This is a genomic window from Pseudomonas sp. SDO5271_S396 (assembly GCF_054071795.1).
This window is the reverse complement of record NZ_JBSVWB010000037.1, coordinates 24,136-44,037: the sequence shown is the minus strand read 5'-3', so window position 1 is coordinate 44,037 and position 19,902 is coordinate 24,136. Positions and strand designations below refer to the sequence as shown.

The window sequence follows — 19,902 nt, the reverse complement described above, 5'->3', positions numbered from 1 at the left end:
AGTGGTGAAGTTCGCCAGCGACATCACCGATCAGGTCACCACCCTGCGCACGGCTGCCGACTCGGCCCACGCCACCTCGGTGCAGAACGACGCCTGCGCGCGCAAGGGGTCGGAGGTGGTGCAGCAGACGGTGCAGATCATCGAGGAAATTTCCCGCGACCTGAACCAGGCTGCACAAAGCATCGATGCGGTGAACAAACAGTCGGACATCATCGGCGCCATTGTGCAGACCATTCGCAGCATCGCCGAACAGACCAACATGCTGGCGCTCAACGCTGCCATTGAAGCCGCGCGTGCCGGTGAGCACGGGCGCGGGTTCGCGGTGGTGGCCGACGAAGTACGCAGCCTCGCGGCCCGCACCAGCCAGGCCACGGTGGAGATTGTGGATGTGGTGCGCAAGAACCACGACCTGTCGCTGAGCGCGGTCACGAGCATGCAGTCGAGCTTGAGCCGCACCGGGCTGGGGGTGGAACTGGCGAACGAGGCAGGGCAGGTGATTCTGGAGATTCAGGAAGGGTCACGGCATGTGGTGGACGCGATCAGCCAGTTCAACTCGACGTTGCAGTTGCAATGACTTATTGAGACGGGGGCTTCTGTAGTGAGCGGGTCGCACCGCCCGCTCACTACAGGTTCCGGGGTGAGGTTTAGATCGCCGCCAGGGTTTCTTTCACACTCTGCGCCGGGTCAGTGGCTTTTGCCGCGACCTGCTGTTCCTGCTGCTGTTTCAGGCGTTCCGCGACTTCCTTGGCAATGGCGTCCTGTTTTTCCAGCGGCATGCTTTGTACATCCGCCTCGGTCAAACCCTTTTCCTTGAGCAATTGTTCGCGAATGCGCTCGGCCGGGGATTTGCTCATGTAGTCGGTGAAGTCGGCGCGTGCGGTGCTGGTGGACGAGCCGGCAGCCGGTACATCGGTCGCGGCCTTGGCGGCTTCGGTGGTGGTCTGCAATTGCACACGGGTCTTGGCGAAGGCTTCGTCGATACGGTCGTTGGCCTTGTCCAGGTCCTTCTGCGCTGCCGGCACGGTGATGCTCTGCTGTGCGGCTTGCAGGGCGCCGCTGTAGAGCGTGCTGGCGGCGGCGTTGGCCGGGTCCATGTCGGCACGCTTGAGCTGCTGTACGGTCGAGACGGCCTGGGTGTTGTTGTTAACCAGCATGATCGGTCACCTGTGGAAATGTACGGTGCCACAGGTTGAGCAAATACTGTGCCGGGTACGAAGCCCCCGGATTCATTGACGATAAGGCGGCCGACACGGCAAGTATTGTCCTGCCGGCGGCCAACCGTTGCCGTCAGTGGGCGATGTTTTCCAGCGCCAGGTTACGCGTGCGCGGCCCGAACCCACTGATGGTGATGATCACGATCAGCATGCTGCTGGCAATAAACGCCAGCACGCCCGGTGTACCCAGGTGTTCGAGGATAAAACCGATCAACAGGCTGCTGAACACCGTGGACAAGCGGCTGAACGAGTAGCAGAACCCTACCGCGCGCGCGCGGATGTTGGTGGGGAACAGTTCGCTCTGGTACGAGTGATAACTGAAGCTCAGCCAGGCGTTGCAGAAGGTGATCATCACACCGCACACCACCAGGCCCACGGCGGTGGTCTGCAAGGCGAACAGGCTGCCGAAGATCATAGCGCCCAGGGCCGAGCCGACGATCTGCCATTTGTTTTCAAAGCGGTTCGCCACCTTCACGAACAGCAGCGGCCCCAGCGGGTAGGCAAGCGTGATGAGGAAGGCGTAGAGCAGACTGTGGGTCACGCTCACGCCCTGGCCCGAGAGCAGCGCCGGCAGCCAGTTGCCGAAGCCGAAGAAACCGATGGCCTGGAACACATGGAACACGATCAGCATCAAGGCGCGGCGGCGATAGGGTGGCTGCCAGATATCGGCGAAGCGGCCGCTGCCTTGCACGCTCACGGCCTGTGGTTCCGGTTCATCCAGAGGCTGGCCATGATCCTTGCGGCAGCGTGCTTCAAGGGTGTCCATGATCGCTCCGGCTTCGTCGAAGCGACCTTTTTGCGCCAGCCAGCGCGGCGACTCCGGCAGGCGCTTGCGCAGCCACCAGGACATCAGCGCCACCGCCGGTACTGACAGGAACTGGATGAAAAACGCAAAGGCAAACGCCGAACTGCGCATGCGCTTGGGCACCAGTTCCGAGAGGTAGGCGTCGATGGTCACCAACTCGATACCGAGGCCGATGCCGACCAGGAAACGCATGCCGATGATGCCCAGTGCCGAGGTCTGCAAGCCCATCAACACCGTGGCCACGGTGTACCAGACCAATGCAAAGGTGAAGATCGCCCGGCGCCCGAAACGGTCGGCGATGGGGCTGAGCAGGCTGGCACCGAGGAACAGCCCCAGGAAGGTCGCCGACGCGAACGCAGCCTGGTCGGAAAAGCCAAACACGCCCTCGCTGCCGGTGTGGAAGATCCCGTCGCTGATCAGGCCGGGGCTTATATAGGCGGTCTGGAACAAGTCATACAGCTCGAAGAAGCCGCCGATGGACAACAGCGCCACCAGGCGCCAGACAGTGACGACGGCCGGCAGGCGGTCGATGCGCGCGCTGATATGGGCGGCGCGGACCGGATCGAGACCGGCAGTTGCAACGGGTGAAGGCATGGGTACACGTCCTGATTCTTGTAAGGTATTCGATCAATTGTGACCGTCGAGGGCGAACGTCTGGAAACCGGGACGCAGGCTGAGGCGCTGGTAATAGGCATCGATCGCCGGGAACGAGGGATGCGCCAGCGGGGCGTTGCGCCAACGGTGCACCGACAGGCCGACAAGAATGTCCGCCAGGGTGAATTCCGGGCCGGCCACGTAGGCACCGGTCTTGCGCAACTGCTGTTCGAGCAGGCCCATCTTGTCGTTCCAACCCTGCACACCGGCCTGGATGCGTTGCGGGTCCTGGTAGTCCGGGTTGCGACGTACCAGCGCGTGGAAGGCATAACCCCACGACGGATTCAGCTCGGTGGCTTGCCAGTCCATCCACTGCTCCACCCGTGCCCGTGGCGCCGGTTCGGCGGGGAGCAGATCGTGGCGCCGGTGGAGGCTGACCAGGTAGCGGCAGATGGTATTGGACTCCCACAACACGCCGTGATCGTCGATCAGCACCGGTACCTGCGCATTGGGATTCAGCGCCAGAAACTCCGGGGACTGGGTCGGCGAATAACCGATGCCCCAGTCTTCACGGACATAGTCGATGCCCAGTTCCTGGCAGGTCCACAACACCTTGCGCACATTGATGGAGGAGGTGCGACCCAGGATTTTCAGTGAGTGTGCCATGGTGCTTCCTTGACGATGGATCGGAGGCGTCATTAAGGGCTTCCGGGCGCGTATCTTCAACCCGTACGCGGTCGAATGTGGGAGCTGTGTTGAATTCACCATCGCCATCGCAGGCAAGCCAGCTCCCACATGAGTTCTGTGTTGTTGGCAAGAAAGTGCCCGGCGCGATGGTCCTGCTGACAGCGTTATCCCAGGCACTGCAAGTCCCCTGTGGGAGCAACTGTCGAGCCCCGACGAGGCTGCGAAAGCGGTGGGTCAGGTGGCAGCTGTGTCGGCTGTGCCGCCGTCTTCGCAGCGATGCGGCGACCCGACAAGCCAGCTCCCACACAAGCCCGCTCTCCCATTTGAGGGGATCCGGGTGGGTGATCAGGTGCTTTCCCGCACCTGCAATTCAAACCCCATGTCCACCACCGGCTTGGCGATCTTGTTACCGGCCATGATCGTCAGCAGATGCTCTGCCGCGCGCCGGCCAATCGCCTCGCGCGGGGTACTGATGCTGCTCAGGCGCGGCACCATGAAGGAGGAGGCCGGCAAGTCGTTGAAGCCCAGCACCGCCACGCGCTCCGGGACCTTGATGCCCTGGCGCAGGGCTTCGAGCAGGGCGCCCTGGGCCAGGTCGTCGTTGCCGAAGAAGATCGCGTCCACGTCGGGATGGGTCGCCAACATCTGCAGGAACAACTCGCCGCCCAAGCCGACTGACGAAGGGCGGGGCGTCAGCAGTTCCAGCGCCGGGTCGTACATGCCGGCTTGTTGCAAGGCGCGGCGGAAGCCTTCGCCACGCAGCAGGGTCCGTTGGTCCAGTTGCGCGCCGATGTAGGCCAGGCGTTTGCGCCCACGGGACAGCAAGTGTGCTGCCGCCGTTTCGCCTGCGCTCAGTTGCGAGAAACCCACGCAGTTCACGCCGGCGTTCGGGTCCAGGTCCATCATGTAGACGCAAGGCACGTTGCTGGCCTCGACCATTCGTCGGGCGCTTTCGGTGCGGTCGAAGCCGGTCAGCAGCAAACCCCGGGGCTGGTAGGCCATGTAGTTGCGCAGCAGGGTTTCTTCTTCGTCGCGGGAATAGTGGGAGTTGCCGATCAGCACCTCAAAGCCCTTGGGCCGCAGCACCTGGTGGATGGCTTCGAGGGTTTCGATAAACAGCAGGTTGGACAACGACGGCACCAATACCACCACCGAATGGCTCTGGGCCGAGGCCAGAGCGCGGGCGGCGGGGTTGACCACGTAGTTCAGTTCACTGGCGGCCTGCTGGACTTTTTCCACCAGTTCCGTGGCCACGGTGCTGATACCGCGCAGGGCGCGGGAGGCGGTAATCGGGCTGACGCCGGCCAGGCGGGCGACTTCGTTGAGGGTCGGGCGACCCGTAGTGCGCAATTTTTTATCGTTCTTGGAGGTCATCAGGCGGCTTGCCAAACAAAAATCGAGGCACTAAGGTAGCGCTGTCTCCAAACGGCTGCAAATGCTGAACGCCGGGTTGCCTGATCCCCGTTCAACTCATTGGAGAGGATGCACGCGTCACTCCATAAAAAAAGACAAGACGGTGCGGGAAAAGCCTGTTTTTGCACCTGCTTTGCGGCGTGCAAAGGTAGCGCTATCTGCGTTCTGAGGTGTTTCATGAGTCAACCTGTTACCGCCCTGGTGATCATGGGTGTTTCCGGCTGTGGCAAGTCCAGCGTCAGCGAGGCCCTGTGCCGTCTGAACGGCGCCACCGCCATCGAAGGCGACAGCTTTCACCCGCCCGCCAACATCGAAAAGATGAGCGCCGGCCACCCCCTCAACGACGACGACCGCGCCGGCTGGCTCGACATCCTGTGCGATGAGCTGCGCCGCTCGCTCAAGGCCGGCGAACACCCGGTGCTCACGTGTTCGGCCCTCAAGAAGAAATACCGCGACCACCTGCGCGAAGCCGCGCCGGGCCTGGGGTTTGTCTTCCTGGAACTGACCCGTGCCGTGGCCGCCGACCGCGTGTCCCACCGCCCTGGCCATTTCATGCCCGCGAGCCTGATCGACAGCCAGTTCGCCACCCTTGAATCGCCCGTGGGCGAGCCGCTGACCCTGGCCCTCAACGCCAGCGAAGACAGCGTCGAGGAATTGGCCGAGCAAACCCATGCCTGGTGGCTGCAACACGGCTTTGAACCTTCCAGATAATTTTTTGCCGGAAAGATAGCGCTATCTGCGGCAGGAAATTCGACACCCGCTTTAATAACAACAACAAACAGGAGAGACCCCCCATGTTTGGCATGTCCCACGAGTCCTACCTGCTGCTCGATGCAGTAGTCACCATTATCGGGCTGATCGTCCTGATCACCCGGTTCAAGGTCCACCCCTTCATTGCACTGATCATCGCGGCCGGCTTCCTCGGCCTGACCTCGGGCATGCCGGTGGACAAGATCATCAAGGCGTTCCAGGACGGCTTTGGCGGGGTGCTCGGTTTTGTCGGCATCATCCTCGCGCTGGGGACCATGCTCGGCAAAATGATGGCCGAGTCCGGTGGCGCCGATCAGATCGCCCAGACCCTGATCCGCGCCTTTGGCAAAGAGAAGGTCCAGTGGGCCATGATGTTCGCCGCGTTCCTGGTGGGCATTCCGCTGTTTTTCGAGATCGGCTTCGTGTTGCTGATCCCGCTGGTGTTTATCGTGGCGCGCCGCACGGGCGTGTCGTTGATCAAGATCGGTATCCCGCTGCTCGCCGGTCTGTCGGCGGTGCACGGCCTGGTGCCGCCGCACCCGGGCCCGCTGCTGGCCATCGGTGTGTTTGGCGCCGACATCGGCAAGACCATCCTGTACGGCCTGATCGTCGCGCTGCCGACCGCCATCATCGCCGGCCCGATCTTCGGGACGTTCATCGCCAAGTACATTCCGGGCAATCCGTCCCAGGAACTGGTGGACCAACTGGCCCGCGAACCCGAGTCGAAAACCCTGCCGAGCTTCGGCATTACCCTGGTCACCGTGCTGCTGCCGGTGTTCCTGATGCTGCTCAAGACCTTCGCTGACATTGCCTTGCCCGAAGGCCATGGGATCCGCAACTGGATGGACATGATCGGTCACCCGATCACCGCGCTGCTGTTGGCGTTGCTGCTGTCGCTGTACACCTTCGGCCATCGCCAGGGCATCCATTCCAAGCAAATTCTGAAACTGCTCGACGCCAGCCTGGCGCCGACGGCGGCGATCATCCTGATCATCGGCGCGGGCGGTGGTTTCAAGCAGATGCTGGTGACCAGCGGCGTGGGCGACGTGATCGGCCACATGGCGGTGAACGCGCAGATCAACCCGATTCTGCTGGCGTGGCTGGTGGCGGCGGTGATTCGTGTGGCGACCGGTTCGGCCACGGTGGCGACCATTACCGGCGCGGGTATCGTGGTGCCGGTGGTGGGGATGATCCCGGGAGTCAACCGTGAGCTGCTGGTGCTGGCGACGGGGGCGGGGTCGTTGATTCTGTCCCACGTCAACGATGCGGGGTTCTGGCTGGTGAAGCAGTACTTCAACATGACTGTGGCCGAGACGTTCAAGACCTGGACGGCGATGGAGACCATCCTGTCCGTGGTGGCGCTGGTCTTCATCATGTTGCTGTCGTTGGTGGTCTGACCGACACGCCACCTAACCTACTGTGGGAACTGGGCCAAATGTGGGAGCAGGCAAGCCAGCTCCCACATTGATTGGGTTTCTACAGGTGGATTGGGTTAGACCTTGGTAACCAAGCCATCTGCCCTGAACATCGCGCGAATCCCGCGCACCGCCTGGCGGATCCGGTCCTGGTTTTCGATCAGCGCGAAGCGCACATGATCGTCGCCGTACTCACCAAAGCCGATGCCCGGCGAGACGCACACCTTGGCTTCCAGCAGCAGTTTCTTGGCAAACTCCAGCGAACCCAGGGCGGCATACTGCTCGGGAATTTTCGCCCAGACGTACATCGACGCCTTGGGGTTTTCCACCATCCAGCCCAGTTCATGCAGGCCCTTGACCAGCACATTGCGGCGCTGGCGGTACTGTTCGGCGATGTCCCTCACGCACTGCTGGTCGCCTTCCAATGCGGCAATGGCGGCGACTTGCAGCGGGGTGAAAGTGCCGTAGTCGTGGTAGCTCTTGATGCGTGCCAGGGCACTGACCAGCTCGGGGTTGCCCACCATGAACCCGATGCGCCAGCCGGCCATGTTGTAGCTCTTGGACAGGGTGAAAAACTCCACCGCAATGTCCTTGGCCCCCGGCACTTGCATGATCGACGGGGCTTTCCAGCCGTCGTAGACAATGTCGGCATAGGCCAGGTCGTGGATCACCAGCACGTCGTACTGTTTGGCCAGGGCGATCACGCGCTCGAAGAAATCCAGCTCCACGCACTGCGCGGTGGGGTTGGACGGGAAGCCCAGGATCATCATCTTCGGCTTGGGGATCGAACCGCGAATCGCCCGTTCCAGTTCGGCGAAGAAGTCCACGCCGGGCACCAGCGGCACGGAACGCACCTGGGCGCCGGCAATCACGGCGCCGTAGATGTGAATCGGGTAGCTGGGGTTGGGCACCAGTACCGTGTCGCCCTGGTCCAGTGTGGCCAGCATCAAGTGCGCGAGGCCTTCCTTGGAACCGATGGTCACGATGGCTTCCGACTCGGGATCGATGTCCACTTCGTAGCGGTCCTTGTACCAGCGCGAAATGGCGCGGCGCAGGCGCGGAATGCCTTTGGACGTGGAATAGCCGTGGGTGTCTTCGCGTTGGGCAACTTGTACGAGTTTTTCGACAATGTGCGGCGGCGTGGCGCCGTCGGGGTTGCCCATGCTCAAGTCGATGATGTCTTCGCCGCGCCGACGCGCAGCCATCTTCAGCTCGGCAGTGATATTGAAAACATAAGGGGGGAGTCGATCGATGCGCGCAAAGCGGCGCGGCGAACCTTGGTCTGCCATTGTTGCCTCGAAGTACGTAAGCGCCCGGAACCGTCCGAGCGACGTTGGCCACTGCGGTGGCCTGCGCGGCAGACAATACGGGCGATGATGATCAGTTGTCCAGATGCGTAGGAAAATTTTCTGCGTGGAGTACCGCGCGAATATCCCCCTATACTCGATGCGGGTTTGTTCCCTCATAAGAAGGAGACTGTTCGTATGGATCAGCAGACAAAACAACCGTTGGAGCCGCGCATGGAAGCGGGCAAGGCCTTGGTGATTGCCGGTGTGCAAGGGCGTTATTCGAAAGCCACCATTGGTGATATCCCCAAACTGTGGGAGTTGTTCGATACCTGTATCAAAGACATCAAGCAGCGTGTGGGCGGGGTGACCTATGGCGTGTGCCATAACCCCAGGCATGGCGAATTCGACTACATGGCCGGCGTCGAGGTGCCCAGCAAAGGCGATGTGCCAAAAAACTTCGAATCCATCGAAATAGCGCCGCTCAACTACGCGGTGTTCCCCCATTACGGGCCGGTGCAAGCCCTTGAGCAAACGTACGAGCGCATCATGTTCGAATGGCTGCCGCACTCGGGCTACAAGGTGATGGGCGCGGATTTCGAGCGCTACAGCGCCGATTTCGATGCGCGCAAGGGCACTGGGACGGTAGAGATCTGGCTGCCGGTGGGCGAGAAAGGCTGAAGCACTGGCGGTTGTCACGCAAACAGGACATGAACGTCCTGTTTACGTGACATCAAGTGGCCGGCCTCAACACCCGTCTCAACCTGCGCTCATAGACGATCCGACCCTTGTATGCCTCTCCGCTGTCCACCCATCCCGCCGTAAGATACAAGCCCATTGCCGCCACATTGTTCGCGTCCACCGACAGCTCCAGCCCGCTGATCTGCGGCCAGGCGTGCAGCGCCGCTGCCGGCAGCGCCTGCAAACAGGCTTTGCCGAACCCGCGCCCTTGCTGATGGCGGTCCACCTGCAACGCATGCAGGGTCGCGCTGTGCTCATCCGCCCAATGGGGCAGGCAGGGCGGGCGTTTGAGCAGCAGGAAGGCCACAGGCATGTCATCGGCGAGCAGGGCGAAGCCTTTGACGCTGGCGGGGTTGGGGTTGACCAGCAGGCTGTTCAGCGCACAGTCGATATCCCCGGAATACGCCCGCTGCTCAGGATGGACTTGCAGGGTATTGAGCTGCTGTTTTTGCACAAGGCTCAGCGTCTCATAGGGGACGAGACGGGTTTCCATCGGTGGCATGTACAAAATCCTGCAAAGGGGCGCGGATTCTAGCGGGTTTGTCGGCAGCGAAATTATTTTTCAGCGGGTTGTCGATTGAGTGACGCGCCATTCGACCAAGGGTGTCTTCCGTGAATTTTTTCCCCGAGGAGTATCGCCATGAGCACCGCCATCAACACCCTGATCGAACAATGGAAACAGGCTGTCACCGCCAAGGATGTCCAGAAGATTGTCAGCTTTTACGCCGACGATATCGTCGCGTTCGATGCCGTTAACGCTTTGCAGTTCAAAGGCAAGACCGCCTACCAGGCGCATTGGCAGGCGTGTATGGAGTTCTGCCCCGGGCCCGGCGTGTTCGACTTCCATGAACTGCACATCGTCGCCGCCGCCGACAGCGCCTTCGCCCACTGGCTTGCCCATTGCGGCGGCACCGGCCCGGATGGTGTGCTCAAGACTTGCTGGATGCGTGTGACGGCCGGTTATCAGCGCATCGATGGCCAATGGAAGGTGGTGCACGAACACTGGTCGGCGCCGTTCGATATGGAAAGCGGCGCCGGTCTGTTCGACCTGAAACCTTGAAGGCCGCGAACTATAGTCAGTAGTCCGAAAACGGAGAACACCATGAAATACCTGTGTCTGGTCTACAGCGACGAAGCCTTGCTGCACAGCTTGCCCGACAGCCCCAGGGACCCGGAGTGCCAGGCGTATGCCGAAGCCGTTCACGGCAGTGGCCGCATGCTGGCCGCCGAAGCGCTGGAGTCGGTGAGCAGTGCCACCACCGTGCGCCTGCGCAACGGCAAGTTGTCGATCACCGATGGGCCCTTTGCCGAAACCAAGGAGCAGCTCGCCGGGTTCTACCTGATCGAGGCCAGGGACTTGAACGAAGCGATCCAGGTGGCCGGCGGTATTCCGGCCGCCCGGGTCGGCAGTGTGGAAGTGCGCCCCGTGCGCACATTGAATCTCTGAACACAACAACCATAAGACTCAAGAGGTTTACCCCATGTCTACGCAACCTGCCGAGTTTGAGCTGTCCATCAGCCGCGTGATCGATGCACCGCGCAGCCGAGTGTTTCGTGCCTGGACCGAACCCGCCTTGCTCCAGCAATGGTGGGGGCCCCACGGCATGACCACCCCCGAGTGCGAAATGAACCTGTGGGTCGGCGGCTTGTTCCGCACCTTGATGCGCGCGCCGGATGGCACCGAGTATCCGACCCAGGGCGTGTTCCTGGAAATCGTCGCGCCACGGCGGTTGGTCTTTACCGACGCGTTCACGCCGGGCTGGGTCCCGTCCGGCAAACCGTTCATGACTGCCGAAGTGACCTTGCAGGAAATCGAGGGCAACAAGACCCTGTACACCGCCCGCGCCCTGCACTGGAGTGCCGAAGACAAACAGGCCCATGAAGCCATGGGCTTTCACGAGGGCTGGGGCCAGAGCCTCGACCGCCTGGTGGCGCTGGTGACCCAAGGCATGCCCGATTGACCCTGTCGGTCGAGGCCATTTACCGCAGCGAATCACGTCGAGTCCTGGCGACGCTGATTCGCCTGCTGGGCGATTTCGACCTGGCCGAAGAGGCGCTGCACGAGGCGTTTTTCGTCGCGGTGCAGCGCTGGCCCACGGAGGGCGTGCCCGACAACCCACGGGCCTGGCTGGTATCGACCGGACGTTTCAAGGCCATCGACCGCTTGCGTCGCCAGGCGCGTTTCACCCCGTTGTTGCAAGCGCAGGCCGACGCGCTGGAAGCAACTGAATGGAGTGCCGAGGACGTGGAAGACGACCGCCTGCGCCTGATCTTCACCTGCTGCCACCCGGCGCTGGCGGCCGACGCCCAGGCGGCACTGACCTTGCGCGAGATCTGCGACCTGACCACCGAAGAAATCGCCCGGGCGTTCCTGGCCACGCCCGCCACCATCGCCCAGCGTATCGTGCGGGCCAAGGGCAAGATTCGTGAGGCCGGGATTCCCTATCAGGTGCCGTCACTGACCGAGTTGCCCGAGCGTCTCGACAGCGTATTGCGGGTGATTTACCTGGTGTTCAACGAAGGTTATTCGGCCTCCGCCGGCACGGATGTCACGCGTGAGGACCTGAGCCGCGAAGCCATACGCTTGGGGCGTTTGCTCATGGAGCTGTTGCCCGACCCCGAAGTCATGGGGCTGCTGGCGCTGATGCTGCTGCACGAATCCCGCCGCGCGGCGCGCACGTCGGCGAGTGGCGAGTTGGTGCTGCTGGATGAACAGGACCGTTCGGTGTGGGATGGGGCGTTGATTGCCGAAGGCTGCGCACTGGTGGAACAGGCGCTGCGCACCCGGCGCTTTGGCGCGTATGGCTTGCAGGCGGCGATTGCCGCGGTGCATGCCGAGGCGTCGACGGCGGGCGAAACTGATTGGATGCAGATTGTCGGGCTCTACGACGTATTGCTCAGGGCCGTGCCGTCACCGGTGATCGAACTGAACCGGGCCGTTGCGCTGGCCATGCGCGATGGACCCTTGGCGGGACTGCAAGAGGTGGAAGGGATTCTGGCGCGGGGCGAGCTGCTGGATTACCACCTGGCACACTCGGCACGGGGAGAGTTCTGCCGGCAGTTGGGGCGGGTGGAAGAGGCGCGGACCGCCTATGAAAAAGCCCTGTCACTGACCCGGCAAACCCCGGAAAAGCGCTTCCTCGAACGCCGCCTTGCCGAACTCAAGCCTTCCCAGCGCTGAACATCAACGCGTGGGCACTGGCTATGTGGGAGCAGGGCTTGCCCGCGATGCAGGCACCGCTGTGTGTCAGTCACACCGCAGTGATGCCATCGCAGGCAAGCCAGCTCCCACATTGGAGCTCTATTGCTGGCGAGAAAGCGTCCGGCGCGATGGCCTTGTTGGCAGCGGCTTTCCAGCCACCGCCAAGCCCCTGTGGGTTATGGCTGCTGGCGCGTGGCCGCCAGTACGATCTCGCGGATGCACACGTGCTGCGGTTGCTGGTAGGCATAGGCGATTGCCGAAGCTACGTCATCGGCGCTGAGCACGGTGCCGCCCATGTCCTGCTTCCAGGCCTGGTAGCCAGTCTTGATCGCTTCGTCGGTGGTGTGGCTCAGCAGTTCGGTTTCCACCGCGCCCGGGGCGATGGTGATCACGCGCACATTGCTCGGCGACAGTTCTTCGCGCAGGTTCTCGGAAATCCCGTGCACCGCGAATTTGGTGCCGACATAGGCCACATGGTTCGGGAAGGTCTTGCGCCCGGCCACCGAGCTGACGTTGATGATGGTGCCGCTCTTGCGCGCGACCATGCCGGCGGTCACCGCGTGGATGCCGTTGAGCAGGCCCTTCACGTTGACATCCAGCATCTGGTCCCATTGCGCCGGGTCCTGCTCGCTGATCGCGCCCAGCAGCATCACGCCGGCGTTGTTGATCAGGGCGTCGGCCGGGCCGAACTGCGCTTCGGCTTCTTTCACGGCAGCGACCAGCGCGGCGCGGTCGGTGATGTCGACGCCACTGCTCAAGGTGTTGGGCAGGGCCAGTGCGTTGAGGCGCTCAATGCGACGGGCCAGCAGCAGCAGCGGGTGGCCGGCGGCGGACAAGCGGCGGGCAGTGGCTTCGCCGATACCGGAACTGGCGCCGGTGATGATGATCAGTGGCTTGCTCATGAATGAACTCCTGAGATAAGAAAAATCGATAGCTTGTTCGTGGGTGCAGTATATTTATCGCGTTCAAGGCTGAAAAATGCCTTATTCCTCTGCCTGCCATCGGAGAATCCTATGGATGTGCGTCACCTCAAGGCGTTTCTCGCGGTGTTCGAAGAGCGCAATATCACCGGCGCCGCCCAGCGCCTGTTCATCAGCCAGCCGACCTTGTCGGTGACCATTAAGCAACTGGAAGACGAACTGGGCGTGGCGCTGTTCGTGCGCCAGCCCCGGGGCGTGGAGGTCAGCGACGAGGCGCGCATGCTGTACCCCCAGGCGCGGCGCATGGTGGCCGAAGCCGAGGCGCTGAGCCGTTTGTTTCGCGGGCGCGAAAACCGCATCGCCCTGGAGCTGGGCGTCGAGGGCGATATTGCCGACAGCCAGATCGAAACCTTCCTGCGCATGGCTCATGCAGGGCTGCCGGGTTTGCTGCTGACCCTGCAGGAAGGTTGCGTCGGCCAGGGGCGCCTGGCAGTGGAAGAAATGTGCTGCGAGGACGAGTTGTTCCTGCCGCTCTGGGAAGAGTCCTACGTGATGGCTTTGCCCACGGCCCATCCCATGGCGCAGGGCGTCAAGGAACAGGCCTGGGCCCCGATCGAAGACTGGATCACCTGCCCGCAACACGATTCCCATCAACGCCTGATGGCACTGTATGGCCGTTCACCGCAGGCGGTGGCCGGCCATGCCGGGTCGCTGACCCAGGCGTTGCACATGGTGGCGGCGGGCGTGGGCGTGGCGATGCTGCCGCAATCACTGGCCGCCGAACGCGCCGGGGTGGTGATTCGCGAATGGCATCTGCCCGCGCCCACGCGCCGGGTGGGCCTGTGCTTTGCCGCGCAGGCGCTGGAGTTGCCGGCGCTGCGTGCGTTGCACGAGTACTTCCAGAACCACCGGCCGCCGCAACTGTCGGCGGCCTGACCGCGAAGGCAGGTGTTTTCTTGTGGTGAGCGCTGATTACTTCAGCATCTCGCTCAACAACCAACTCCCTGCCGGGCCCGGTGGGTGTTGGCGTGACCACAGCGCATCCACGGCCACCGAGCGCGGCCAGCCGCGTACCTTGAGTTCCAGCAGGCTGTCGTTGCCGAAGCGCTCCACCAGCCAGCGGGGCAGGGGCGCCCAGCCAAAACCCAATTGCGCCATTTCCATCAGCATCAGGTAACTGGCGGCTGACCACACCCGTCCTGCCGCGCGGTTGTCATAGGGTTTGACGATGCTCGCCAGGCGCAGCTCGCGGTGTTGTTTCAGGGCCTGCTGGTCGACAGTCGCCAGGCTGGCCAGCGCATGCTGCGGCGACACAAACAACGCCGTCTGCGTACGTTCCTGCACGGGCGAGCTGGTCAGGTCCGGCGGGTACATCTCCTGCTGCTCGATAAACGCAATATGCGCCCGGCCACTCTGTACCAGGTCGATCAGGTCATCGCATTCGGCGATCAGCCATTCCAGTTCCAGGTCGGGGTAGCGCTCGGCGAAGGCGATGATGGCGGTTTCGAAACGCTGTGATTGGTAGGTATCCGACATCGCAACCGTCAGCTTGGGTTCCAAGCCCCGGGATAACAGGCTCGCTGCCAACGCCAACTGGCTGCTGGCCTCCAGCACCTGCTCGGCGCGTTGCAGCAATACATGGCCTGCCGGGGTCAGCGTTGGCTTGCGGCTGCTGCGGTCGAACAACACCACATCCAGATCAATCTCCAGGCTCGCCACCGCCGCGCTGACGGTGGACTGGCTCTTGCCCAGCTTGCGCGCCGCCGCCGAAAACGAGCCTTGGGTGGCGGCCTGGACAAACGCCTGGAGCACTTCATGGGAGGCCATGACTATCGCCTTGATCGATGGTTATTGGTTATGAAGTATCGAGCTGAAAGGTAATGATGGCAACCGTTGCCACTTTCTGGAGCCGGGTCATGCACCCTACCAAGTCGATGACTGAACGCGTTTGCCAAGCCCTGGGTTTCGAGGGGTTGGCCTTGTTGATCTGTACCCCGTTGCTGGTGTGGATCACCGGCCGGCCAGCGCTGGAAATGGGCGCGGTCACCCTGGGGCTGAGCCTGTTGGCGCTGACCTGGAACATTATCTTCAACAGCCTGTTCGACCGCCTGAAGGTGCGCCTGCAATTGGCCGGTGGCGTGGGGACGCGCGTGCTGCATGCGCTGATGTTCGAAGGCGGGCTGATTATCGTCGCCGTGCCGTTGATCGCGGCGTGGCTGGGGATCAGCCTGATGCAGGCGTTCTGGCTCGATATCGGCGTATTGCTGTTTTTCCTGCCGTATACCTACCTGTATCACTGGGGGTATGACGTCATTCGGGGAAAAATCGTACAGCCCCGGGTGCCTAGCCAAGCTTGAGTGCGGCGACAAAATCCAGGAAGGCCCGCACCTTGGCGGCGGGCAAGTGTCGCGATGGATAATAGGCGTACAACGGAAAACGTTCGTCCGGCCAGTCGGGAAACAATTCCACCAGGCTGCCGGCCTTGAGTGCCGGGGCCAGTCCCAGGTCGAGCATCTGCGCCACCGCGTGTCCGTGTTCGCACACGCTGTACAAGGTGCTGGCGTCGTTGACCACCAAACGGCCATCGGTACGCACAGTCACCTGCTCGCCAGCACGGTGGAATTCCCAGGCGAACGGTCGACCGGTTTGTGAGTCGCGAAAGTCCAGGCACATATGCCCGTGTTCCAGGTCCTGGGGCATGGCCGGTCGACCGTATTGCGCAAGATAGGCGGGGGAGGCCACGGTGATGACACGCACTTCCATCAGCTTGCGCGCGATCAGCGAAGAGGATTGCGGGATGCCGAAGCGAATGGCCAGGTCGAAGCCGTCGGCTACCAGGTCGCCCAACTGGTCGCGGGTGTGCAGGTCCAGTTGCAGCTGCGGGTAGCGGCGCATGAAGTCGCCCAGCACCGGGCCCAGCACCAGTCGCGAGAAGTACGGGTCGATATTGACCCGCAGGCGCCCACGGACTGTGAGTGCACTGTCGGCCGCCGAGTTGGCGGCCTCTTCGAGACCGGCCAGCAGCGGGGCGATTTCCTGGTAGAAACGTCGGCCTTCATCGGTGAGTTGCACCGAGCGTGTGGTGCGGTCGAACAAGCGAATCCCCAGGCGTTTCTCCAGGCGCGAGATTGCCCGGCTGACGCCCGACGGCGTCATGTCCAGGCTGTCGGCGGCGCGGGCAAAACTGCCGCTGTCCACCACGGCTGCCAATACGCCCATGCCGCCGGCCAAACCTGGATCGAAACTCATCGGTGATTGCCTGTCAGTGATCGGTAGGCATCAATGCTAGCGCACGCGTGCCTACAGAAACATACCGCCCGAGGCTTCGATACGTTGCCCGGTGATCCAGTGGCTGCCATCGGCCAGCAGCGTCGAAATGGCCCCGCCGATGTCGTCCGGCAACCCGGCGCGCCCCAGGGCGGTGTTCTGGGCGACCATCGCGTTCACTTCCGGGTTGTCCCGTACCACGCCGCCGCTGAAGTCGGTGGCGATCGCGCCCGGCGCCAAGGTGTTCACGCTGATCCCGCGTGGCCCCAGTTCCCGAGCCTGGTAGCGCGACAGCACTTCCACCGCGCCCTTCATCGAGGCATACGCTGAGTACCCCGGCAGGCTGAACCGTGCCAGGCCGCTGGAGATATTGATGATGCGCCCGCCGTCGCTGATCAGCGGCAGCAGTTTCTGCGTGAGGAAAAACGGTGCCTTGAAATGGATCGCGACCAGCCGGTCGAACTGTTCTTCGCTGGTGTCGGCAAAACTGGCATGGGTGCCGATCCCGGCATTGTTGAGCAGAAAGTTGAAATGATCCTGTGCGAATACGTCCTTGAGCACGTGGCCGACTTCGCTGACGAAGTCGTTGAAGGTGGTGCTTTGGCTGACATCCAGTTGCAGCATGGCGGCGCGGCCACCCAAGGCCTCAACCTGTTCCACCACCGCTTGCGCCTCAGCCGCTGCGCTGTGGTAGGTGCCAATGATGTCGACGCCTTGTGCGGCCAGGTGCAGGGCGGCGCTTTTACCCAGGCCGCGGCTGGCGCCGGTGATCAGTGCGATTTTGCGAGACATGGTGCATTCCTCCGATTGATCGTGGAAGAAGTGTATTTGTCCGCCTGGAACGTGATAAACAGCGCTATATCGGAATCACTGGCCGGATAAGGCGAACAATCCCATGAACAAACTGGAGTTGCTGCGCACCTTCGTGCGCGTTACTGAATTGTCGAGCTTCACCCAGGCCGGCGAGCGCCTGGGTCTGCCGCGCTCCACCGTGTCCGAGCATGTGCAGGCCCTGGAGGAACTGGTCGGCACGCGCTTGTTGCAGCGCACCACGCGTCAGGTGCAGGCGACCCAGGATGGTCGCGTGCTGTATGAGCGCAGCAAGGATTTGCTGGCCCATATGGAGGAGCTGGAGGGGTTGTTTCGCCAGGATGAGGCGCAGCTGACCGGACGCATTCGTGTGGACATGCCCAACGTGGTCGCGCGGGAGCTGGTCCTGCCGCGCCTGCCGGCCTTCATGGACGCCCATCCGCTGATCGAACTGGAAGTGAGCAGCACCGACCGCCAGGTCGACCTGCTCGCCGAAGGTTTCGACTGTGTGCTGCGGGTGGGCGCGCAGCCGGACCAGACGGTGGTGGCGCGGCGGCTGTACAGCATGCCGATGATCAACTGCGCGACGCCGGCGTATCTGCAACGTTATGGCGTGCCCCTGACCCTGGCTGACCTGGCGCACCATCAACTGGTGCACTACGTGCGTACCCTGGGCGCGCGTTCGGCGGGCTTCGAGTACGTGCACGCCAACAAGGTGCATCGGGTGCCGATGGCCGGGCGCGTCACGGTCAACAGCACCGACGGCTACCGCGCGGCCTGCCTCAGTGGGTTCGGGATTACCCAGGTGCCCGAACTGGGCATTCGTGATCTGCTGGAAAGCGGCGAGTTGGTGGCCTTGTTGCCGGAGTACCCGGCGCCATCGTTGGACGTGTCGTTGCTCTATGCCGGACAGCGGCATCTGCCGAAACGGGTGCGAGTGTTCATGGACTGGCTGGCGACAACGCTGCAATCCATGTTTTGAACGAGGGGAGCCGTAGGTCCGGCTCCCGTTGCGCGATCAGAACAGTTTGGTGAACAGCCAGTACAGGCTGCCTGACAGCAGAATCGCCGCCGGCAATGTCAGCACCCAGGCCATCAGCAGGTTGCGGATGGTCCTCATCTGCAAGCCGCCACCGTTGGCCACCATGGTGCCCGCCACGCCGGACGACAGCACATGGGTGGTCGACACCGGCAGGCCGTAAATGTCCGCCGCGCCGATGGTCAGCATGGCCACCATCTCCGCCGAAGCGCCCTGGGCGTAGGTCAGGTGAGTCTTGCCGATCTTCTCGCCTACGGTCACCACGATGCGCTTCCAGCCGACCATGGTCCCGAGGCCCAAGGCGATGGCCACCGCGATCTTCACCCACAGCGGGATAAAACGCGTGGAGTTATCGATCTGGTCCTTGAACAGTTTGAGTTTGCCCTGGGTGTCGGCGTCGAAGTTGCCGACCTTGCCCTTGTCCATCAGGCGAATGGTTTCGCTGGTCAGGTACATATCGTTACGCACGTTGCCCACGGCTTCGGCAGGCACTTTGGCCAGAGAGCCGTAGCCTTTCACTTCGTCACCGATCTGGCCGGCGAGGGCGGCGAGGGCGGGCACCAGTTCCGGAGTGGCTTCCTTGGTGCGCACATAGGTGGACAGCACGGGGCGTGGGTCGCCCGAGAGCACTTGCGGCGCACTTTTCACCAGCGCGACCTGGGTCACTTCGGCCACCGCCGCAAATTGCAGCGACTGCTCGGCCGGCATGGTGCGGTTGAGCGCATAGGCCATCGGCAGGGTGCCCACCAGGATCAACATGATCAGGCCCATGCCTTTCTGGCCATCGTTGGAACCGTGGGCGAACGACACGCCGGTGCAGGTGGCGATCAGCATGCCGCGGATCCACCATGGCGGCGGCGTGTCGCCTTTCGGTGCCTTGTACAGCGCGCGGTTCTTCACAAAAGCCCGCAAGGCCAGCAACAGCAGGGCGGCGAAAGCAAAGCCGATCAAGGGCGACAGCAACAGCGCGTAGCCGATCTTGATCGCCTGGCCCCAGTCCACACCGCTGGTGCCGTCACGCCCATGCATCAAGGCATTGGCCACGCCCACGCCGATGATCGAACCGATCAGGGTGTGGGACGACGAGGCCGGCAACCCCAGCCACCAAGTGCCCAGGTTCCACAGGATGGCGGCGATCAGCAGGGCGAAGATCATCGCGAAACCGGCCGATGAGCCCACCTGCAGAATCAGCTCCACCGGCAGCAGCGCGATGATGCCGAAGGCCACCGCACCGCTGGAGAGCAGCACGCCGAGGAAGTTGAAAAAGCCCGACCACACCACCGCGAAATGCGGCGGCAGCGAGTGGGTGTAGATCACCGTGGCCACGGCGTTGGCGGTGTCGTGGAAACCGTTGACGAACTCGAAACCCAGCGCGATCAACAACGCCACGCCCAACAACAGGAACGGCGTCCAGGTGGTGACGACCGTGCCCAGCTCATGCATATCGTGCATCAGGCTGTAGGCGGTGAATAACAGGCCCATGGCGAGCACGGCGACAAAAATGATCACCGTCAACAGGCCGGGTTTTTTATCCAGCCTGGGTTTGGGGTCTGCGTGTGCGGCGGGGGTGGAGGCAGTCAGGGAAGGGGTGGCCATGCCGGAGCATCCAGGGTTGGGAAGGATGCCGTTCATGATCATTGCAGAATGTTACAGAGATGCTGCGGCAGGTCAGTGTTTAAGGCATTGAGGGTGCCACTTGTCCAATAAACACCTGAACCACCGTCTTCGCAGCCTCGCCGGGGCTCGACAACGCCCACAG

The 19,902-nt window shown here is 62.7% G+C and carries 22 protein-coding genes; 11 read left to right on the top strand and 11 right to left on the bottom strand.

What is annotated here, in order from left to right:
* The first annotated feature begins 1 nt into the window (after position 1).
* Positions 2–574 (top strand): methyl-accepting chemotaxis protein, encoded by a 573-nt coding sequence (locus tag ACW9IN_RS22095; protein ID WP_457367809.1) that lies wholly within the window; start codon positions 2–4, stop codon positions 572–574.
* Between the two features lie 70 nt (positions 575–644).
* Here ACW9IN_RS22095 and ACW9IN_RS22090 read toward each other — a convergent pair whose 3' ends face one another.
* The 4 genes from ACW9IN_RS22090 to gntR form a co-directional block, all read right to left on the bottom strand.
* Positions 645–1,154, bottom strand: a complete 510-nt coding sequence (locus tag ACW9IN_RS22090; protein WP_457367793.1) for a hypothetical protein — start codon at positions 1,152–1,154, stop codon at positions 645–647.
* A gap of 133 nt (positions 1,155–1,287) precedes the next feature.
* The gene (locus tag ACW9IN_RS22085) at positions 1,288–2,613 is read right to left on the bottom strand and encodes an MFS transporter (protein ID WP_457367792.1); all 1,326 of its coding nucleotides are present in this window, start codon (positions 2,611–2,613) and stop codon (positions 1,288–1,290) included.
* 33 nt (positions 2,614–2,646) lie between these two features.
* Positions 2,647–3,279: a glutathione S-transferase family protein gene (locus ACW9IN_RS22080; protein WP_457367791.1), complete on the bottom strand. Its 633-nt coding sequence runs from the start codon at positions 3,277–3,279 to the stop codon at positions 2,647–2,649.
* A 366-nt stretch (positions 3,280–3,645) separates the two neighbouring features.
* Positions 3,646–4,677, bottom strand: a complete 1,032-nt coding sequence (gene gntR / locus ACW9IN_RS22075; RefSeq protein ID WP_457367808.1) for an HTH-type transcriptional regulator GntR — start codon at positions 4,675–4,677, stop codon at positions 3,646–3,648.
* 213 nt (positions 4,678–4,890) lie between these two features.
* On the opposite strand from gntR, the gene ACW9IN_RS22070 reads away from it, so the two are divergent.
* Both ACW9IN_RS22070 and ACW9IN_RS22065 read left to right on the top strand, forming a co-directional pair.
* Positions 4,891–5,424: a gluconokinase gene (locus tag ACW9IN_RS22070; RefSeq protein WP_457367790.1), complete on the top strand. Its 534-nt coding sequence runs from the start codon at positions 4,891–4,893 to the stop codon at positions 5,422–5,424.
* A gap of 83 nt (positions 5,425–5,507) precedes the next feature.
* Positions 5,508–6,860 carry a GntP family permease gene (locus ACW9IN_RS22065; protein ID WP_457367789.1) on the top strand — a complete coding sequence of 451 codons (1,353 nt, stop codon included), beginning with the start codon at positions 5,508–5,510 and terminating at the stop codon, positions 6,858–6,860.
* Between the two features lie 95 nt (positions 6,861–6,955).
* Here ACW9IN_RS22065 and alaC read toward each other — a convergent pair whose 3' ends face one another.
* Complete coding sequence (gene alaC / locus ACW9IN_RS22060; RefSeq protein WP_457367788.1) at positions 6,956–8,167, bottom strand: alanine transaminase; 1,212 nt, start codon at positions 8,165–8,167, stop codon at positions 6,956–6,958.
* A gap of 195 nt (positions 8,168–8,362) precedes the next feature.
* Here alaC and ACW9IN_RS22055 point away from each other — a divergent pair, with 195 nt between their 5' ends.
* Positions 8,363–8,845, top strand: a complete 483-nt coding sequence (locus ACW9IN_RS22055; RefSeq protein WP_457367787.1) for a GyrI-like domain-containing protein — start codon at positions 8,363–8,365, stop codon at positions 8,843–8,845.
* A gap of 52 nt (positions 8,846–8,897) precedes the next feature.
* Here ACW9IN_RS22055 and ACW9IN_RS22050 read toward each other — a convergent pair whose 3' ends face one another.
* Positions 8,898–9,398 carry a GNAT family N-acetyltransferase gene (locus ACW9IN_RS22050; RefSeq protein WP_457367807.1) on the bottom strand — a complete coding sequence of 167 codons (501 nt, stop codon included), beginning with the start codon at positions 9,396–9,398 and terminating at the stop codon, positions 8,898–8,900.
* 147 nt (positions 9,399–9,545) lie between these two features.
* On the opposite strand from ACW9IN_RS22050, the gene ACW9IN_RS22045 reads away from it, so the two are divergent.
* The 4 genes from ACW9IN_RS22045 to ACW9IN_RS22030 are packed head-to-tail and all read left to right on the top strand — an operon-like array spanning position 9,546 to position 12,086.
* The gene (locus ACW9IN_RS22045; RefSeq protein ID WP_457367786.1) at positions 9,546–9,965 is read left to right on the top strand and encodes a YybH family protein; all 420 of its coding nucleotides are present in this window, start codon (positions 9,546–9,548) and stop codon (positions 9,963–9,965) included.
* A 42-nt stretch (positions 9,966–10,007) separates the two neighbouring features.
* The gene (locus ACW9IN_RS22040) at positions 10,008–10,352 is read left to right on the top strand and encodes a YciI family protein (protein ID WP_457367785.1); all 345 of its coding nucleotides are present in this window, start codon (positions 10,008–10,010) and stop codon (positions 10,350–10,352) included.
* A 34-nt stretch (positions 10,353–10,386) separates the two neighbouring features.
* A complete protein-coding gene (locus ACW9IN_RS22035; protein ID WP_457367784.1) occupies positions 10,387–10,866 on the top strand; it encodes an SRPBCC family protein in 480 nt (159 codons plus the stop codon).
* Positions 10,863–12,086, top strand: a complete 1,224-nt coding sequence (locus tag ACW9IN_RS22030; RefSeq protein WP_457367783.1) for an RNA polymerase sigma factor — start codon at positions 10,863–10,865, stop codon at positions 12,084–12,086. Before ACW9IN_RS22035 ends, ACW9IN_RS22030 begins: the two co-directional genes overlap by 4 nt.
* Before the next feature lie 197 nt (positions 12,087–12,283).
* On the opposite strand, the gene ACW9IN_RS22025 is transcribed toward ACW9IN_RS22030, so the two are convergent.
* Positions 12,284–13,009 (bottom strand): SDR family oxidoreductase, encoded by a 726-nt coding sequence (locus ACW9IN_RS22025; RefSeq protein ID WP_457367782.1) that lies wholly within the window; start codon positions 13,007–13,009, stop codon positions 12,284–12,286.
* A 111-nt stretch (positions 13,010–13,120) separates the two neighbouring features.
* Between ACW9IN_RS22025 and ACW9IN_RS22020 the strand changes: the two genes are divergently transcribed.
* Positions 13,121–13,963, top strand: a complete 843-nt coding sequence (locus tag ACW9IN_RS22020) for a LysR family transcriptional regulator (protein WP_457367781.1) — start codon at positions 13,121–13,123, stop codon at positions 13,961–13,963.
* Positions 13,964–13,999: 36 nt separating this feature from the next.
* On the opposite strand, the gene ACW9IN_RS22015 is transcribed toward ACW9IN_RS22020, so the two are convergent.
* A complete protein-coding gene (locus ACW9IN_RS22015) occupies positions 14,000–14,854 on the bottom strand; it encodes a LysR family transcriptional regulator (protein ID WP_457367780.1) in 855 nt (284 codons plus the stop codon).
* An 89-nt stretch (positions 14,855–14,943) separates the two neighbouring features.
* Here ACW9IN_RS22015 and ACW9IN_RS22010 point away from each other — a divergent pair, with 89 nt between their 5' ends.
* Positions 14,944–15,384 carry a multidrug/biocide efflux PACE transporter gene (locus ACW9IN_RS22010; protein WP_457367779.1) on the top strand — a complete coding sequence of 147 codons (441 nt, stop codon included), beginning with the start codon at positions 14,944–14,946 and terminating at the stop codon, positions 15,382–15,384.
* Here ACW9IN_RS22010 and ACW9IN_RS22005 read toward each other — a convergent pair.
* Together ACW9IN_RS22005 and ACW9IN_RS22000 are read right to left on the bottom strand one after the other, a co-directional pair.
* Positions 15,371–16,276 (bottom strand): LysR family transcriptional regulator, encoded by a 906-nt coding sequence (locus ACW9IN_RS22005; RefSeq protein ID WP_457367778.1) that lies wholly within the window; start codon positions 16,274–16,276, stop codon positions 15,371–15,373. The two genes, ACW9IN_RS22010 and ACW9IN_RS22005, sit on opposite strands and share 14 nt — an antisense overlap.
* 51 nt (positions 16,277–16,327) lie before the next feature.
* Complete coding sequence (locus ACW9IN_RS22000) at positions 16,328–17,086, bottom strand: SDR family NAD(P)-dependent oxidoreductase (RefSeq protein WP_457367777.1); 759 nt, start codon at positions 17,084–17,086, stop codon at positions 16,328–16,330.
* A gap of 103 nt (positions 17,087–17,189) precedes the next feature.
* On the opposite strand from ACW9IN_RS22000, the gene ACW9IN_RS21995 reads away from it, so the two are divergent.
* Complete coding sequence (locus tag ACW9IN_RS21995; protein WP_457367776.1) at positions 17,190–18,086, top strand: LysR family transcriptional regulator; 897 nt, start codon at positions 17,190–17,192, stop codon at positions 18,084–18,086.
* Between the two features lie 36 nt (positions 18,087–18,122).
* Here ACW9IN_RS21995 and ACW9IN_RS21990 read toward each other — a convergent pair whose 3' ends face one another.
* Positions 18,123–19,739, bottom strand: coding sequence for an inorganic phosphate transporter (locus ACW9IN_RS21990; RefSeq protein WP_457367775.1), 1,617 nt, complete (start codon positions 19,737–19,739; stop codon positions 18,123–18,125).
* Positions 19,740–19,902: the final 163 nt, after the last annotated feature.

Coding starts and splice junctions, on each gene's coding strand:
- ACW9IN_RS22045 (WP_457367786.1), top strand. CDS start 9,546: ATGAGCACCGCCATCAACACCCTGATCGAACAATGGAAACAGGCTGTC.
- ACW9IN_RS21995 (WP_457367776.1), top strand. CDS start 17,190: ATGAACAAACTGGAGTTGCTGCGCACCTTCGTGCGCGTTACTGAATTG.
- ACW9IN_RS22085 (WP_457367792.1), bottom strand. CDS start 2,613: ATGCCTTCACCCGTTGCAACTGCCGGTCTCGATCCGGTCCGCGCCGCC.
- ACW9IN_RS22035 (WP_457367784.1), top strand. CDS start 10,387: ATGTCTACGCAACCTGCCGAGTTTGAGCTGTCCATCAGCCGCGTGATC.
- ACW9IN_RS22055 (WP_457367787.1), top strand. CDS start 8,363: ATGGATCAGCAGACAAAACAACCGTTGGAGCCGCGCATGGAAGCGGGC.
- ACW9IN_RS22050 (WP_457367807.1), bottom strand. CDS start 9,398: ATGGAAACCCGTCTCGTCCCCTATGAGACGCTGAGCCTTGTGCAAAAA.
- ACW9IN_RS21990 (WP_457367775.1), bottom strand. CDS start 19,739: ATGGCCACCCCTTCCCTGACTGCCTCCACCCCCGCCGCACACGCAGAC.
- alaC (WP_457367788.1), bottom strand. CDS start 8,167: ATGGCAGACCAAGGTTCGCCGCGCCGCTTTGCGCGCATCGATCGACTC.
- ACW9IN_RS22005 (WP_457367778.1), bottom strand. CDS start 16,276: ATGAGTTTCGATCCAGGTTTGGCCGGCGGCATGGGCGTATTGGCAGCC.
- ACW9IN_RS22020 (WP_457367781.1), top strand. CDS start 13,121: ATGGATGTGCGTCACCTCAAGGCGTTTCTCGCGGTGTTCGAAGAGCGC.
- ACW9IN_RS22000 (WP_457367777.1), bottom strand. CDS start 17,086: ATGTCTCGCAAAATCGCACTGATCACCGGCGCCAGCCGCGGCCTGGGT.
- ACW9IN_RS22040 (WP_457367785.1), top strand. CDS start 10,008: ATGAAATACCTGTGTCTGGTCTACAGCGACGAAGCCTTGCTGCACAGC.
- ACW9IN_RS22070 (WP_457367790.1), top strand. CDS start 4,891: ATGAGTCAACCTGTTACCGCCCTGGTGATCATGGGTGTTTCCGGCTGT.
- ACW9IN_RS22015 (WP_457367780.1), bottom strand. CDS start 14,854: ATGGCCTCCCATGAAGTGCTCCAGGCGTTTGTCCAGGCCGCCACCCAA.
- ACW9IN_RS22010 (WP_457367779.1), top strand. CDS start 14,944: ATGCACCCTACCAAGTCGATGACTGAACGCGTTTGCCAAGCCCTGGGT.
- ACW9IN_RS22065 (WP_457367789.1), top strand. CDS start 5,508: ATGTTTGGCATGTCCCACGAGTCCTACCTGCTGCTCGATGCAGTAGTC.
- ACW9IN_RS22090 (WP_457367793.1), bottom strand. CDS start 1,154: ATGCTGGTTAACAACAACACCCAGGCCGTCTCGACCGTACAGCAGCTC.
- ACW9IN_RS22025 (WP_457367782.1), bottom strand. CDS start 13,009: ATGAGCAAGCCACTGATCATCATCACCGGCGCCAGTTCCGGTATCGGC.
- ACW9IN_RS22080 (WP_457367791.1), bottom strand. CDS start 3,279: ATGGCACACTCACTGAAAATCCTGGGTCGCACCTCCTCCATCAATGTG.